Here is a 15,885-nt window from a genome sequence, read left to right as displayed (position 1 = left end):
AATGACTAATGACTAATGACTAATGACTAATGACTGATGACTAATGACTAATGACTAATGACTAATGACTAATGACTGATGACAACTAACTAAGGCAATTGCCGTTTAAGTGCTGCCAAAGAAGCCCAGCGACTGTCCGATAATGTTCCTGAGCTTTCTGTCTCAGCAGCATCATCATCATCATTTATATCTATTCCCGGACATTCAGTATCGCATAGATGTTTGTGCGGTAGTTCCAAACACATTTGCTGGTACACCCAATCACTCGGAGAAAAAGAGCCTGTAGGTGGCAAGTTTTCCACCAAATCTTCTAAATCAACTTCATATTCTCCTGAACTTGCATCGGGCTGAAGTTTTTTTTCTTCCAACCAAATTATTTCAGAAGATAGCAGTTTTAAACGATGATTGTATTGTTTCAAGCATCTGTGGCAAGTTAGAGTAACAATTGTTTCTGCTTTTGCTTTCACTTCAAGATAATTACCTTGGTGAGCAACTTGCAATCGTCCCCGCACCGGAGTGAGAGTTTCTAAATCGGGAATAAATTCTTCAAAATCAATAACCTCTTTCCGCTCTAATTTTGTGAGTAGATGAGGAATATAAATTGTCTCCATAATCATCTTTCGCCGTTTTATGCTTTTCGTCTCCAGGCACAAGTCAAAAGTCAAAAGGAATAGCTAATTTTGGGCTGTTTCCTTTTTCCTTTTTCCTTTTTTCCTTTTTTACCGTCAGCGCCGACGCACTACCAAACGCCGATCGGGTTCATGTCCTTGACTGTAAGTTTCTAGATCTTCATATTCGCTCAAAAAACCGTGAACTTGACGGCGTTCTGCTGAAGACAACGATTTTAGTTCAATTTCAGTTCCTGTCGATCGCGCTTGATCTGCGGCATACTCAGCCATCGAGCGCAATTCCTCTTGGCGGCGGATGCGATAGCCATTGAGTTCCACCGTATAAGGAATGGACTCTTCTGATTCGTTACCGATGTTCGCAATCGCGTTGCAGAGGTACTGAATCGCATCTAGTGCATCACCGTCAGGCCCGACTAAGATTGCAACTTGTTCGGGAGTCAGATTGCTGTGATCTATGGTCATCCAATAGCAATCTTTTTGTTGTTCGCATACCACTGTTGAAGGAATTGCGGACAGTTTTAGCAATTCTTCTAACCATTCCTGTCCGCGCTGCATTTGAGAGTCTTTCATTTTTGTTAAAATCAAGCCTTTTTCTTAGAACGCTTTGGTTCAAAGGGAAGTGCATCTAATCCCTGTTCTTTTTGAGTTTTCGCCTCTGCTTCGTCCACGATTTTTTGGAGATTTTCAGGCAGCGGTTCTCTGGACAAAATAAACGCTTGAACTGTTTGGAAGATGTTAGCAATCAGCATATACATCAACACGCCAGCGGGCAGCGGGAAGAACAAAAACATCCCCGAAAATATGACTGGCGTTAGTTTGTTGACTGTCGCCTGTTGGGGGTTGTCGTTTGGCCCTTGTGCTTGTCCCGAAAGGGTTTGGTTGATGTACAAACTAATGCCGAAGCCGAGGATCATCACCAAAATATCCCAGTGGATCTTACCATCTGGGTCGATCGCGCCAACGCGGCCTAGAGCTTCAATAAACAGGAATCCTTTGTTGGCGGCCAATCCGGGGATTATGCCTTCAACAGTGATTTCACCGGGCGCTAAGGCTGTGATGTTGCCCTGTTCGTCTACGTTGACGAGTTCTTCGCCTTTGATAATTTTCCAGCGGGGTTCAAGGTCTATTTCGGTGTTATTTTCTGCCGCTATGCTTTGAAGAGCCTTGCCCTCTGAGGTTTGAAAATTTATTTTGGTTGTGTCGCCGACTGCGAGTTTGTTGCCACCTGGAATCACGCCCACAATTGGAGCGTGAAAAGTACCTGTGAAGTAAATATTTTGGGGCGGTGTAGCAAAAGCTTGCGGTTGAACAGTTTCGATTTGTTCTTTCGGGACAATTTCAAGGTTGACGTTGTAATTTATGTCAGAAAATGGCGAGCCCCTGAGCGTTGCGAAAAGTGCAAACAGCACTGGCATTTGCAGCACCAACGGGAAGCATCCTGCTAGAGGGTTGCCAAATTCTTTGTAGACTTGGCTCATTTCCTCCTGCTGTTTAGTAGGATTGTCTTTATAGAGTTTTTGAATTTGATCTACTCGCTCTTTCATCAACGGCTGGGCTACTTTCATACGTCGCATATTGCGAAGAGAGCCTGCGTTGAGAGGATAAAGAGCAAAGCGAATCACGAGCGTCAGAGCTACGATAGCTAAACCGTAGCTTGGCACGATCCCGTAGAAAAAATCTAGGATCGGCAGCATTAGGTTGTTGGAGAGAAACGAGATACCAAAATCCATTCGCTTGTTCGTTAATTTAGCTGCTCTTTGTTTGCTGTTGAGAACTATTTTTACCCGCTGAAGGCGGGCCGTCTCACTTTTTAGGCTTTTGTCTATATCTTAGGACATTGCCTGTCGATCGACCGCCCGGCCGGCAGGTTTTTGTAATCAATTGGCTAATACTCGCCCTTACTATCACCCAACAAACGGACACAAGCGCCCGAATTCTGTCGTTAGCAGCCTCTAATTTTAGACCTTTGTTCAACATTCCAGATTCATCGGCAGCAAATAAATCTCAAATTTCAAACTTGTTCACTTGCGTTGTCGAAGAATCTGCAAATGCAAAAATAGACTAATTTGGGCTTCAAACTAGGGTGAAAACGCTGCGGTTATTTAGTTTTAGCCGCGTTGGCTTTTTGAGCGGCTGCGGGCAGTTTTTCGTTAATGTAATCATACATGGCTCGGAATTTCGGAATCGATCGCAATTCTAAGCGGCCGCCATTTTTCATTGTCAGCACCATGTCTCCGTAACTCCCGAAACCGCGAGGTACTGTGACCATTTTGACTATATCGGAGTAGATAACATCTGTGCGATCGCGCCCCATCCAACCGCTAGTTATGGAGACACGGCGGCTGGTGATCCGGTAGCGCAGCCACAGAGCCCGTACAATTGCTCCTACTGCGAGGGGGATTCCCACGACAGTAAGCCCCAGGAGCAAGTTCACGATCAAGTCTCCAAGCGCGGGGCCGCCTTCATAATATACTTCCTCTCGAATTCCCATCTAGTACCTCGGCTTCTACCAACAACTGCTCTAATTCTTGCAGAATTTCTGCATAATTGCACTCTTGTGCGATCGGACGCACGACAATTACTAAATCCCACCCAAATTTTAATCTGGGCAATAGCTCTCGCAAAGCTGCCCGAATCTGGCGCTTAATCCGGTTGCGGACTACAGCGCGCTTGCTCACCTTGAGGCTGATAGAAATACCCGTGCGAGTGGGCGGCACCGATTTCTCGGCTGTCGTTGGTTTGTTTAATTCGAGGCTTTTGGGTTTGCGAAGAGCTCTTAAGCTGAAATGAGCCGAGTTGCGGCGCATTCCCTTGCGGTAAACGGCGCTGAAGTCTTTTCGGTGCTTGAGTCGGTTTGTAGGAGGCAACATGGTAGCTGCGATCGTTGAGGCTTCTCCACCAAGGCTGCAGTGCTAGACTGCGAGGCGGTGGCGACCTTTGCTGCGGCGGGCTTTGATTACCAATCTACCGTTTACGGTACGCATTCTGGCCCGAAAACCGGATGTTCTTTTTCTTTTGCGGCTGGTTCCGTGCAGGGTTTGCTGTGTCATTTAGATTTCTCCCGGCTTGTTACTTTACTTTTGATTAATATTCACAATCTGGTAGTGTACCATAAAGTTGTTTTATTCGCAATAAAACTTAGATTCGTGATAGAATGAGGTTTTAATATTGTTTTTAGGGCACTAAAAATAATCTTCCAGAAACTTATCCCGTGCATAAATTTCCAGAAACCAGATTTCTTTCGATATTTTTCGCCGCGCCACCAAGATAATCGCAGAAACCCGGTTTCTTAGCCCGTGCATAAATTTCCAGAAACCGGGTTGATTCCGATATCTTTTGCTGCGCTACAAAGATAATCGCAGAAACCCGGTTTCTTAGCCTGTGCATAATCTCCAGAAACCGGGTTGATTCCGATATCTTTCACTGCGCTACAAAGATAATCGTAGAAACCCGGTTTCTTAGCCTGTGTATAATTTCCAGAAACCGGGATTCTGCGACCAAACCAGGCTTCTTAGCCTTTGTAATGACTGCTTAATTTATTTCAGTTCAACATTCACTGTAGCAGACATCCCCGGTGCGATCCGAGTTTCGTAGCCTTTAATGCTTTCGGCATCAAACACAACTTTTACCGGAATCCGCTGCACAACTTTGGTGAAATTTCCAGTAGCATTATCGGGAGGCAATAAGGAGAATTGAGCGCCAGAAGCAGGGGAGAAACTATCGAGATGACCTTCAAATTTGCGGCCACCAAAAGCATCTAATTTGATTTCTACTTTTTGGCCTGGTTTCATGTTTGCCAGTTGCGTTTCTTTGAAGTTAGCAATTATCCACAAATCATTACTGACGATCGCCATTAATGGACTTCCCGGCTGCACCCGCTGCCCGACTTCAACGGATTTGCGGCCGATTTGTCCGGCGGCTGGTGCGGTGATATTCGTGTAGGAAAGTTGCAGTTGAGCGTCTTTAACCGCAGCTTCCGATTGGGCGATCGCAGCCTTAGCAGCATCATACTGCGATCGGCTGACTTTAGTTTGTTCGCCCGTAGCTTGAGCTTGTTGCAACCCGCCCTGGGATGCAGCGAGTTTCGCTTCGGCGGTACTGATACCTTCTTGGGCTACGGCGACTTTAGCTTCGGCGCTGGCGATGCCGACTTTAGCTTGCGCTACTTGGGCTTCGGCTTGTTTTACCCCTTCTTTAGCTTGGGCTACTCCTGCTTGGGCTTCGATTACGCCTTCTTTGGCTTGGGCTAAGCGCGCTCTAGCTTGGGCAATTCCTTGTTGGGCTGCGGTGGTTTGGCCTCGGGCTACTTCATAGGCGGCTCTAGCTGCGTCTAGTTGCTGGCGGGCGATCGCACCTTCTTCTTGCAAGCTTTCGTAACGTTTATAATCGGCTTGCGTTTTAACCAGACTAGCTTGCGCTTGTACTAGCTGAGCTTGCGCGGCCGCAATACCGGCTTGGGCTTCCGTCACTTTGGCTTGTGCTTGGGGAATTCCGGCTTCGGCTTGGGCGACTTTGGCGATTGCTGCGGGCACGCCGGCTTCGGCTTGGGCGACTGCGGCTTCGGCGGCGGGTACGCCTTGTTGGGCTTCTTTAATGGCTGCTTGGGCGGTGGAAATGCCAGCATTGGCGGTGCTGATATCTCCTTGGGCTTGGGCTGTTTTGCCTTGGCTGGTTTGAGAGGCGAGGGCAATATTGGCTTGGGCTGCTTCGGCTTGGCGGCGGGCGTTTTCTAAGGCTGCTTGGGATTGTTGCAGTTTAACTTGGTAGTCGCGGGGGTCGAGTTTAATCAGCGGTTGTCCGCGTTTGACTTGTTGGTTGTCTTGCACTAAGACTTCGCCGACTGTACCGTTGATGCGGCTGCTGACTTGGTGGATGTGTCCGGCAACTGTGGCGTTGTCGGTTTCTTCGTGGATGGAAGCGTATTGCCAGTAGTGGTAGCCGAAGCTGCCCGCTGCGATCGCCCCGATGCCCAATACAGCGAAAATTAGTGGTTTCTTGGACTTTTTCTTGGGTGTTTCCGACGGCGGCAGGGGTGGTTGGATTTCTGTTTCTGGGCCGGTTTTGAGCTCGGTGCTGACTTCTGTTTCTGGGGCGGGGATTACTGGTAGGCTTTTGGCTATGGTGTCATCGATCGGCTTTTCTAATACCGCGACTGCTTTACCGTTGCCGTTGCCGTTGAATTCTGCTGGGTTGGTTTCGTTGGTGGGTTTCATGGTAGTTGACTCCTGAGATTTTAATAAGATGCCGTTTGGTTAGAGTACGTAGTTTTTATTTATTAAGACTGCTGTTTTTAAGAGTGCGTAGTATTTTGCGGTTATTTGTAATTTAGTAGAGGTAGATGCTGCTGCGCTTCATCCGTGAGAGTGATTTGTCGGTTTAGGAAAGATTGGCGATCGCAATATCGATGAGTTCTGAGAAGCGTTCTCGATCAACCGGGGAAATTCCAGTCATTGACTTCTCTCTGATAGTCGCTACCAGTGGCGGCAGCACGTCTTGCAGTTCCCTGCCTGCATCTGTCAGCCAAATTCGCCAAATGCGCCGATCGCGGGTGTCTCTCTCGCGGCGGACTAGGCCTCTTTCTTCCATGCGATCGATCACGCCCGTCAGCGTCCCGCCTACCTGTTGCAGTTTGTCGCCAATGCTGGAAGTCGGCAAACCGTCTTCTTGCCACAAGCAGCACAGTACCAGCCAGTGAAAAGGTGTCAGCCCGAAGGGTTCGAGTATTTCTTGCAGCCTGCGAGTTCCTAGCTGCCCCAGCAGTTTGAGCCGGTAGCCCAGGCTATGGGGAGCAAGAACGTCGTGCCACTGAGCTAGATATTTGCGATCGACAGTGGATGTAGTAACCATCGGCTTATTACTTAGTGTTCGTACTATCAGTGTAAAGTGTATTTTGGAAGTTGTCAAGGGGGAAAGTAGAATTTTTGGTTAGGGCAAATGCTGCGCTAAAACTGCGAACCCAACCGGGTTGAAACCCCTGGCGTGGCGGACTGGCGAACTCGCCCGCTGGCCGACTCGCCCACTCGCCCAGACTGTGGCGTTGCAGAGGGTGTCCAACTTTCAACTATCCATCGCGCCCTCAACCACCGTGCAAGCCGGATGTCCTTCTGGGGAAAGGTGTTTACAAATCTTAATTGTTCTTAAACTAGAAAGAGTACATCTTATTTGCGATCGGACTTTATGTTGCTTCCAGACTCTTTGCGTACCAAGTTAGACGACACCGACGATACACTGTTCTATTCCTCTCCTCGGTTTGTGACTCATGTAGATGACGGGTTTATTCAGCAACTAACCGATTTGTATCGGGAACGGCTCAAACCCAATACTCGGATTTTTGATATGATGAGCAGTTGGGTGTCTCACTTGCCGGAAGAAATGGAATTTGCCCATGTCGAAGGCCACGGCATGAATGAAGAGGAGTTAGCAAAAAATCCCAGACTGAATCATTATTTCTTGCAAAATTTGAACGCAAATCCCAAATTGCCGCTGGCAGATGCAGAATTTGACGCAGTTGTCAACTGCGTATCGGTGCAGTATTTGCAACAGCCGGATGCGATTTTTGCTGAAATTCGCCGCATTTTGAAGCCCGGAGGCGTAGCAATTATCAGCTTTTCCAACCGGATGTTTTATCAAAAGGCAATTGCGGCTTGGCGGGAAGGTGCGGAGGGCGATCGGGTACAATTGGTCAAGAGTTACTTTGATTCGGTCAAAGGAGCGAGCATACCCGGATTTAGCAAACCGGAAGTAGTTAGTAAACAGTCTAACTTACCGAGTTTTATGCAAATGCTGGGGATGGGAGGCGGCGATCCATTTTATGCGGTAGTTGCTTACCGCCAAAGTTAGAATTTTTTAGGTTTGTAGTGAAGACTTTAGTCCGCTGATTTTTTTAAGGACTAAAGTCCTTACTACAAACCGAGCCAAGGTTAGGTTCTTTAAGTTAGAATATATTTAACAGTTGCTCCTCAAATATGGAAAACCAACTTTTGCAGCGCATCACACTTGACCCCAATATTTGTCACGGAAAACCCTGTATTCGCGGTCTTAGATATCCAGTAGAGTTGATTCTTGAATTACTTAGTTCTGGTATGAATTTTCAAGAAATAATAGATGATTATGACGATTTAGAACATGAGGATATTTTAGCTGCTTTGCTTTTTGCAGCGCGGCTTACTCAAGTAAAAAGCATATATCGAGTATTAGTGTAATGAAGTTTTTGGTAGATGCACAATTACCAGTACGTCTTGCGCGCGTTCTGCAATCTGCTGGTCACGATACTATTCATACTAAGGATTTACCTCGACAAAACGCAACTCCCGATTCAGAAGTTAACTTGTTTTCAATCCAAGAAGGCAGAATTGTTATCACAAAAGATAGAGATTTTATCGATTCATTTATGATTAAGCAGCAACCTTACAAGGTGTTAATATTGACCACGGGCAATATAAATAATAACCAACTTATCGACTTATTTATAAATAATTTGTCGCAGTTGACTGAACTATTTCAGCAACATTCATTGATCGAAATGAATCGCGATACAATTGTAGTTCATCAATAATAATCAAACAGGTAAAACCTTGATATGAAACCATATCAGCAAATAGCGATCGATGAATGCGGCGAACCCTTAGTGCCAATTCCCACCGAACATTTTGCCTTGGAAACGCCGCACCCCTATCAAAAACTGGGTGCTCCTTATCACAACAGCAAAGCAGATTCGCCTTACTATTTGCGGCAAGGAGTTGTCAATAGTTTAATAAAAGCTAAAACACAACTACAGCAACATTATCCTCATTGGCAAATTCTGATATTTGACGCTTATCGGCCGGTAGAAGTTCAGCAATTTATGATAGATTATACTTTCAATCAAATTGCTGTAGCTCAAGGCTGCGAATTTCCGGTTTCCGAAGACAAACGTGAAGTAATTATCCAACACGTATATCAATTTTGGGCTGTACCGAGTATGGATCTGGCTACGCCTCCGCCTCACAGTACAGGCGCTGCTTTAGATATAACTTTAGTGGATGAAAATAATCAACAAATTGATATGGGTTCTCCGATTGATGAAACATCAGAACGCTCTTATCCCGATTATTTTGCCAAGAGCAAACAGCCTCACAAACAGGAATATCACCTGCACAGGCAAATATTAAAAGATGCCATGATAGCGGCTGGTTTTCAGCAGCATCCTAAGGAGTGGTGGCATTTTTGTCTGGGCGATCAAATGTGGGCTTGGTTGACAAATAACAATAATAGTGGTAAGAAAGTTATCGCTAGATACGGTCGCTATTAAACTATTTGAGATTTTCCATTTTTCGATTTGAGATGACTGAATGCTCGATCGACTATAAATCAATTGGACAGCAACCGCCAAGAGACTGAGAAAGTTTTCGCATTGCTCAAACCCTTGCTTTGATTGCTGCTTCCTTCTTCCTTCGTGCTTCTTTTTACCTCGATTGAAGCCTTTGAAGCCTTCTTTCTGCTATCGAGGCTATTGCCAGCGGGGTAGCGGTGCTTTAAAATTAACCAGAGCGAACAAGTGCAGGCAAATCGAGCCAGCACCGCAAACCCTAAAGGATAACTTAGATTTCACCCCATGAAAGCACTCATCCTCTCTGGCGGCAAAGGTACACGCTTGCGTCCCCTAACCTATACGGGTGCTAAGCAGTTGGTTCCTGTGGCAAATAAGCCGATACTGTGGTACGGAATAGAAGGAATTGTGGCGGCTGGGATTACGGATATTGGGATTGTTATTAGTCCCGAAACTGGGGAAGAGGTGAAGGCGAAAACTGGAGATGGATCTCGCTTCGGTGCAAAAATTACTTATATCTTGCAATCAGAACCGGCGGGACTCGCTCACGCGGTGAAAGTTGCCCGACCGTTTTTAGGCGATTCTCCGTTTATTATGTATTTGGGAGATAACTTAATTGAAAATTCGCTAGATCCGTTTTTAGAGATTTTTCAAAAGCAAAAACTAGACGGTCTAATTTTGTTGCGTCCAGTTGTAAATCCTTCGGCTTTCGGTGTGGCAAAAGTTGATGAAAACGGGCGAGTTTTGCAGTTGGTAGAAAAACCAAAAGTTCCACCGTCGAATTTAGCACTGGTGGGAATTTACTTTTTTGCTCCTACTATTCATGAGGCGATCGATCAAATTCAACCTTCGCCCCGCGGCGAACTGGAAATTACTGATGCTATCCAACAGCTCATCAATCAGAAAAAACAGGTAGAAGCCTGTAATTTAGAGGGTTGGTGGCTGGACACGGGGAAAAAAGATGATTTGCTGAGTGCAAATCAAATCATTTTAGATAGCCGTATCGTAGCTTCATCTGAATTGAAAGTAGAGAGCACAAGTCAAATTATCGGGCGCGTGCAAATAGGCGAAGGAACGGAAATTATTAATTCTACAGTTCGCGGGCCTGTGGTAATTGGAGAAAATAGCCGCATTGAAAATTGCTTTGTCGGGCCTTACAGCAGTATTGGCGATCGCGTGACGATGATTGATGCTGATATCGAACACAGTGTAATATTGCAAGGGGCGAAAATAATTGGCATTCATCAGCGAATTGTTGATAGCGTGATCGGGCAGCGAGCTCAACTGATTAATGCGCCGGCGCGTCCAAAGGCTTTGCGGTTTATGATCGGTGATGACAGTCAAATTGAGTTATAGCATTTCGAGCTCTCATATAAGGTGCCGCTGGGCATAGGCCTCCGTGGGCATACCTCACAACGCGATCGAACCGCTATAGCTTAAGTTGAGATGATGCCAATATCGGAAGCAATAATCATGATTTAACAAGAGATACATTTTCTTGTGGGGTGGGCATCCTGCCCGCCCTCGAACAGCCAAAACGCCTGTTCCGTAATAAGTCATACTACGTTATCTCAAGGAGGTGAAAGATTGGAGTCCGAAGAAATACCAACTCAACAAATTATAGATAAATTGCGACAAACTTTGGAGCCGCGAATTGGTATTGCTGATTCGCTGATGTTTGCAAGAGAAAATAATGCGATCGCCCGAGATGAAGATGACGAGGATATCGCCCTTTTGAAGACTGGTTTCGACATTTACAACGTCCCCATTACTTCTTACCAAAGGCGACTGGGTTCCGCAGTCATAGCCGTTAGGAAAATCGTCCGAAAATTGCTCAGGCCGGTACTCGAACGACAAGTAATTTACAATTTTGCTAATACCCGCGTGGTGCAAACGTTGAGCAGACAGTTGCAAAAATTGCAAGAAAATCAACAAACTCTAGAGAAAAAAATTGTATCAGAGTTCAGTGGCTGTTTTCCCGAAGTTAAAGCACAGCTTAAGACTCAACAACAGGCGATCGCAAATTTTCAGTCAGAAATAGAGGAAATTAAAGCAGTGCAGCAGCAACATACTGCTATTTTAGAGATGATTACCGCTCAATTGCGCGATCGACAAAAATAAAGCATCAAAAATGACCACACTGCCAATATGCTCGTTAATTATAGTCAACTATAACGGTCTTCGCCACACGAAAGATTGCTTAAAATCTCTACAAAAACTTGCGTATCCCGAACAGCAACTCGATTTACTTGTAATTGACAATTGTTCTAAAGACGATTCGGTTAATGCTTTGCGCGAACTGTTTCCTAAAGTTCGGATATTTGTTAATTCCGCGAACAACTTCGCCAAAGCTCTCAACCTCGGAATCGGCGAAGCAAAAGGGGAATATATCGCCTTTTTAAATAATGATGCAACCCTTGACAGTCACTGGTTGGAAATATTAGTAAAACGGCTAGAAACTGACGATAAAGTCGGCGCTGCTAGCGGTAAATTATTGTTTAAAGACGGGCGAATTAACAGCGCGGGAATTCAGCAATTACCTGAGTTTTATTGGCAAGATATCGGTTTTGGCGAGAAAGATTCGGGACAGTACGATAAAGAAGAAAAAGTCGAGGGACTTTGTTGGGCGGCGGTGCTTTTTCGCAGGGAATGTCTAGAAGATGTGGGGTCGATTGATGAAGATTTTGTGATGTATTTTGAGGATGTAGAGTTTGCGAAACGCTGCTCTAAACGGGGTTGGAAAATGCTTTATGTTCCCGCAGCTATCGCCCATCACGAGTATCGAGGTTCTAGTAAAGGTAGCAAGCTGACTGAGTATTTCTGCAACCGCAATCGGTTTTTGTATTTGGCGAAACACGAACCTTTGCAATTAGTTAAGGCGATTCATACTTCAGATTTTTTTTCTAACAAACAGTACAATTTGCTGTTCGAGAGTTTGTTTGTGGCGATTAAAAAACTGCTAGATTATCAGAAACCGGAAATCATCGCAAATGTACTCCCGCAGTTGTTGGAAAAGTTGGCGGTGATTTACAGCCGCAGCAAGGTCGATCGCATTTTACCTCGATTACAGGTGGTTCGGGGCGATCGCAAAATGTCGATCGCCATTTACGATCACGGACTTCATTTTATCGGCGGCGGCCAAAAATACGTCGCTACCATCGCCTCCTTGCTGCAAAATGAATTTGATATTACCTTCATCGCCAACAAACCCGTTGCTGTTTCCGACTTAGAATCGTGGTACGGGCTGAATCTTTCTCGATGCAAAATTAAAATTATTCCGTTGCAGTTTTACGACAAACGCGGAATGCAGTGTATCGATTCCAGCATCATCGTGGAGGACATGGAAAATCCCTTTGATGAAATTTCCAGAGAAAGCAAAAATTACGATATTTTTATCAATGCTAACCAACTAGAAAAAGTGAAACCGCTATCGCCGATATCAATATTTTTTTGCCATTTTCCCAATGTTTTTCGCAACCGTCACTTTGCTGTGGATGACTACACTTTTATTATTGCCAACAGTCAATTTACTGTCAAGTGGCTGGAAAAACGCTGGAACTTGCAGCCAACTTTTTTACTTTATCCGCCCGTGGAAATGGCAACGGTGAAAGTGGCGAAAGAAAAGGTCATTTTAGCTGTGGGACAGTTTGAAGCTGGGGGAACAAAAAAGCAAATTGAACTAATTAAAGCTTTCCGCAGTTTGCTAGCAGATTATCCCGATCGACTTCAAGGATGGCGGCTGATTTTAGCTGGTAGCAGCATTCCCAAAAATCCTTATTTAAAGACGGTTCAAAATTTATTGAGGCAAGATTCAAGGGCGATCGAACTCAAAGTTAATGCTTCTTTTGAGGAGGTAAAATTGCTTTATGCTAAAGCGAGCATTTTTTGGCACGGCTGCGGTTTGGGTGAAGTGAATCCTCAAAGGTTTGAACATTTCGGGATGGCGACTGTGGAAGCAATGCAAAACTGTTGTGCTCCGATCGTCTTTGCTGGTGGTGGCCAAGTGGAAATTGTCGAACACGGGCGATCGGGCTTTTTGTTCAATACCGTTGAGGAACTTTGCCAGCATTCGCATCAACTAATTGTTAATCCCGATTTGTTAGCTGAACTTCAAGCTGGTGCACAGCAGCGCAGTCAGAACTTTAGACTTGCAGGTTTTGAGAAAAAAGTCAATAGTTTTTTTGAGATTATTCACCAAGAATATGCTACAATTCGGCTGCCAAATCCTGCTGATATTGCTCAAATGCTCGATCGACCTTAAGCATACAAATATGGATGCGGCTAAGGACGCGGCAGTGCCGTTTCCCTACGGATCGAGGACGCGGCAGTGCCGTTTCCCTACGGATCGAGGACACAGCAGTGCCGTTTCCCTACGGATTATTCGTTACCCATTAAAATTATTTTTTACTCAAAGCGTGTCCAATCAACTTTTAATCAATTTGTCTTTCTTAACTCCCGAACCTACGGGAATCGGAACCTATGCCGCCAATCTTTTCCCGCAACTACAACAGCTAGAACCAACATTACTCGCTTCCCAGCAAATTGATAATTATAGTTGCTATCAAATCCCCGAAACTCTGACACCGAATCGCGGCCCGAAAGGACAAATTAACAGGCTGCTGTGGACTCAATTTGAATTACCCCAAATTTATAATAAATTGCAGTCAAACCTAATTTTTTCCCCAATTCCCGAAGCACCTTTATATTCAAAATGCCGCTACATTGTTACGGTACATGATTTAATTCCTTTGCGGTTTCCCCAAAAACTTTCTCGTTTGACGGCTTATTTTCGCTACTACATACCGCAGGTTTTGCGGCAAGCGGAACACATTATTTGTGATTCTGAAGCAACGGCGACAGATGTTGCTAACTTTTACCAAATCCCGCGTCAGAAAATGACCGCAATTCCCCTAGCTTGCGATAATATTAATTTTAGATATCTCGACTTGCCCGCCAAAAATTATTTTCTTTATACCGGCAGACACGATCCTTACAAAAACTTAGAAAGATTAATCGCTGCATTTGCGAGTTTAGCCGATCGCGCCAACTACGAATTGTGGCTGGCGGGGCCTCCCAACGCCTACACAGCGCAGTCGATCGCCCAAGTTGAAGAATTAGGCTTACAATCTTCAGTAAAGTTTCTCGGTTACGTTGCCTATTCTCAATTGCCCGTACTAATGAATCAGGCGATCGCCCTCGTATTTCCCACACTTTGGGAAGGATTCGGCTTGCCAATTTTGGAAGCAATGGCCTGCGGTACACCAGTCATCACTTCCAACCTGTCATCAATGCCAGAAGTCGCCGGAGATGCAGCATTATTAGTCAATCCTTACAGCGTTGGAGAAATTGCCCACGCCATGCAAACAGTCGCCAGAGATTCCAAAGTGCGATCGAACTTAAAAAAAGCTAGCTTAGCACGAGCAAATCAATTTAGCTGGAAAAAAACCGGAGAAGCAACCGCCAACATCTTACAAAAATACCTTTAAAACCTCCCTCTCTGCGCCCTCTGCGCCCTCTGCGGTTAAATAAAAAAAAATCCCACCACAAAACCGCAATCTAAATATTATCCCATGTCCAATCCCCAATCCAACCTGCTAATTAATCTTTCCTTCCTAATTTCTCAACCAACAGGCTTAGCCATCTATGCCAAAAACCTATTTCCCCACCTAAATCCTCTCAATCCCACCTTACTTACAGCCCAGAATTTTCCCAACAATAACTGCTACGAAATTCCCGCCAACCTCACACCCGAACAAGGAAGCAGAGGACACATCAATCGATTGCTGTGGACACAAACCCAACTACCCAAAATTTACAAACAGCTAAAATCTAACTTATTATTTTCTCCAATTCCCGAAGCTCCTTTATTTGCAGGTTGTCGCTATATAATTACAGTACACGACCTAATAGCGCTGCGATTTCCCCGCCGCTTCGATCCGCTGACACCTTATCACCGCTACTACATTCCGCAAGTGCTGCGACAGGCTGAACATATCATCTGCGATTCCGAATCGACGGCCAACGATCTCATGAATTTTTGCAAGATTCCTAGTTCTTTGATTTCGCGAATTTTTCCCGGCTATGATGCGAGTTTTTTTAAGTTTCTAGACTTACCAACAAGCAATTATTTTCTTTATATGGGCCGCCACAATCCCCATAAAAACGTGCAGCGAGTTGTATCAGCGTTTGCAGCTTTACCCAAGAATTCCGAGTACGAATTGTGGATAACAGGTTCCGAAGATCCGCGCTATACGCCGCTGCTGAAGGCGCAGGTTCAAGAATTGGGATTGTTCGATCAAGTAAAATTTCTAGATTATCTCCCGGCGGCTGATTTGCCCAAAGTCATCAATCGGGCGATCGCCCTGCTATTCCCCAGTCTTTGGGAAGGATTCGGCCTCCCCGTACTCGAAGCAATGGCCTGTGGCACTCCTGTTATCACCTCTAACCTATCTTCGATGCCAGAAGTCGCGGGGGACGGCGCACTGTTAGTCAATCCCTACAGCCTCCAGGAAATAGCCTCTGCTATGCAAGAGCTTGCAACGGATGCCAAAGCTCGATCGCACTTGCGGCAACTCGGTTTGGCCAGAGCAAAACAATTTAGCTGGGAAAAGACAGGCCGGGAAACTGCTGCTATTCTCGATCGATATCTTTAATGAAGGAAGAAGTCATTAGTCATTAGTCATCAGTCATTAGTCATCAGTCATTAGTGTTGTCGCCTCCGAGCTTTCCGTACAACGTCATCAGGAAGAGGGAAGAGGGAAGAAGGAAGACGGGAGAGCGAAGACGGGAGAGGGAGAGGGAAGAAGGAAGACGGGAGAGGGAAGAGGGAAGAAGGAAGAGGGAAGCAGGAAGATTTTTCCAATCTCCCCCTCTCCCAATCTCCCCCTCTCCCCGTTTCCCCGTCTCCCAATCTCCCCCTCTCCCAATGTCCCAATCTCCCCCTCTCCC

At 45.5% G+C, this 15,885-nt stretch carries 18 protein-coding genes; 9 read left to right on the top strand and 9 right to left on the bottom strand.

Annotated features, from left to right (window positions below; all coding sequences use genetic code 11):
• Positions 1-89: 89 nt before the first annotated feature.
• The 9 genes from QUA97_RS02505 to QUA97_RS02465 all read right to left on the bottom strand — a co-directional run bounded on the left by QUA97_RS02505 (position 90) and on the right by QUA97_RS02465 (position 6,476).
• On the bottom strand, positions 90-611 hold the full coding sequence (locus QUA97_RS02505) for a YceD family protein (RefSeq protein ID WP_194067481.1): 522 nt from the start codon (positions 609-611) through the stop codon (positions 90-92).
• Positions 612-725: 114 nt separating this feature from the next.
• Positions 726-1,199: a Jag family protein gene (locus QUA97_RS02500; RefSeq protein WP_194010922.1), complete on the bottom strand. Its 474-nt coding sequence runs from the start codon at positions 1,197-1,199 to the stop codon at positions 726-728.
• An 11-nt stretch (positions 1,200-1,210) separates the two neighbouring features.
• The gene (yidC, locus tag QUA97_RS02495; protein WP_194067482.1) at positions 1,211-2,359 is read right to left on the bottom strand and encodes a membrane protein insertase YidC; all 1,149 of its coding nucleotides are present in this window, start codon (positions 2,357-2,359) and stop codon (positions 1,211-1,213) included.
• Positions 2,360-2,727: 368 nt separating this feature from the next.
• Positions 2,728-3,120, bottom strand: coding sequence for a PH domain-containing protein (locus QUA97_RS02490; RefSeq protein WP_194010924.1), 393 nt, complete (start codon positions 3,118-3,120; stop codon positions 2,728-2,730).
• Positions 3,092-3,499 carry a ribonuclease P protein component gene (gene rnpA, locus QUA97_RS02485; protein ID WP_194067483.1) on the bottom strand — a complete coding sequence of 136 codons (408 nt, stop codon included), beginning with the start codon at positions 3,497-3,499 and terminating at the stop codon, positions 3,092-3,094. Before rnpA ends, QUA97_RS02490 begins: the two co-directional genes overlap by 29 nt.
• Before the next feature lie 42 nt (positions 3,500-3,541).
• Positions 3,542-3,679: a 50S ribosomal protein L34 gene (rpmH, locus tag QUA97_RS02480; RefSeq protein ID WP_193974120.1), complete on the bottom strand. Its 138-nt coding sequence runs from the start codon at positions 3,677-3,679 to the stop codon at positions 3,542-3,544.
• A 154-nt stretch (positions 3,680-3,833) separates the two neighbouring features.
• Complete coding sequence (locus QUA97_RS02475; protein WP_333192745.1) at positions 3,834-4,016, bottom strand: hypothetical protein; 183 nt, start codon at positions 4,014-4,016, stop codon at positions 3,834-3,836.
• Positions 4,017-4,165: 149 nt separating this feature from the next.
• Entirely contained in the window at positions 4,166-5,842 is a 1,677-nt protein-coding gene (locus QUA97_RS02470) for an HlyD family secretion protein (RefSeq protein ID WP_194067487.1), read from the bottom strand.
• Positions 5,843-6,005: 163 nt separating this feature from the next.
• Positions 6,006-6,476 (bottom strand): MarR family winged helix-turn-helix transcriptional regulator, encoded by a 471-nt coding sequence (locus QUA97_RS02465; protein ID WP_194067488.1) that lies wholly within the window; start codon positions 6,474-6,476, stop codon positions 6,006-6,008.
• Between the two features lie 330 nt (positions 6,477-6,806).
• Between QUA97_RS02465 and QUA97_RS02460 the strand changes: the two genes are divergently transcribed.
• The 9 genes from QUA97_RS02460 (at position 6,807) to QUA97_RS02420 (ending at position 15,590) form a co-directional block, all read left to right on the top strand.
• The gene (locus tag QUA97_RS02460; protein WP_194067489.1) at positions 6,807-7,469 is read left to right on the top strand and encodes a class I SAM-dependent methyltransferase; all 663 of its coding nucleotides are present in this window, start codon (positions 6,807-6,809) and stop codon (positions 7,467-7,469) included.
• A gap of 125 nt (positions 7,470-7,594) precedes the next feature.
• The gene (locus QUA97_RS02455; protein ID WP_106333745.1) at positions 7,595-7,831 is read left to right on the top strand and encodes a DUF433 domain-containing protein; all 237 of its coding nucleotides are present in this window, start codon (positions 7,595-7,597) and stop codon (positions 7,829-7,831) included.
• On the top strand, positions 7,831-8,184 hold the full coding sequence (locus QUA97_RS02450) for a DUF5615 family PIN-like protein (protein ID WP_194067490.1): 354 nt from the start codon (positions 7,831-7,833) through the stop codon (positions 8,182-8,184). The genes QUA97_RS02455 and QUA97_RS02450 overlap by 1 nt, the downstream gene beginning before the upstream one ends.
• A gap of 24 nt (positions 8,185-8,208) precedes the next feature.
• Positions 8,209-8,919 (top strand): M15 family metallopeptidase, encoded by a 711-nt coding sequence (locus QUA97_RS02445; RefSeq protein WP_194067491.1) that lies wholly within the window; start codon positions 8,209-8,211, stop codon positions 8,917-8,919.
• A 303-nt stretch (positions 8,920-9,222) separates the two neighbouring features.
• On the top strand, positions 9,223-10,293 hold the full coding sequence (locus tag QUA97_RS02440) for a glucose-1-phosphate thymidylyltransferase (RefSeq protein WP_194067492.1): 1,071 nt from the start codon (positions 9,223-9,225) through the stop codon (positions 10,291-10,293).
• A gap of 231 nt (positions 10,294-10,524) precedes the next feature.
• Positions 10,525-11,058, top strand: a complete 534-nt coding sequence (locus QUA97_RS02435) for a hypothetical protein (RefSeq protein ID WP_333192734.1) — start codon at positions 10,525-10,527, stop codon at positions 11,056-11,058.
• Between the two features lie 10 nt (positions 11,059-11,068).
• Positions 11,069-13,198, top strand: coding sequence for a glycosyltransferase (locus QUA97_RS02430; RefSeq protein WP_194067494.1), 2,130 nt, complete (start codon positions 11,069-11,071; stop codon positions 13,196-13,198).
• A gap of 154 nt (positions 13,199-13,352) precedes the next feature.
• Positions 13,353-14,423: a glycosyltransferase family 4 protein gene (locus QUA97_RS02425; RefSeq protein ID WP_333192758.1), complete on the top strand. Its 1,071-nt coding sequence runs from the start codon at positions 13,353-13,355 to the stop codon at positions 14,421-14,423.
• A gap of 84 nt (positions 14,424-14,507) precedes the next feature.
• A complete protein-coding gene (locus QUA97_RS02420; protein WP_333192730.1) occupies positions 14,508-15,590 on the top strand; it encodes a glycosyltransferase family 4 protein in 1,083 nt (360 codons plus the stop codon).
• The last annotated feature ends 295 nt before the right edge of the window (positions 15,591-15,885 follow it).

It is taken from the genome of Microcoleus sp. CZ3-B2, assembly GCF_036705055.1.
In the GTDB taxonomy this organism is placed as follows: Bacteria; Cyanobacteriota; Cyanobacteriia; order Cyanobacteriales; family Microcoleaceae; genus Microcoleus.
Note: the sequence above shows the minus strand (reverse complement) of the source record. Positions and strands in the feature narration are given on the sequence as shown.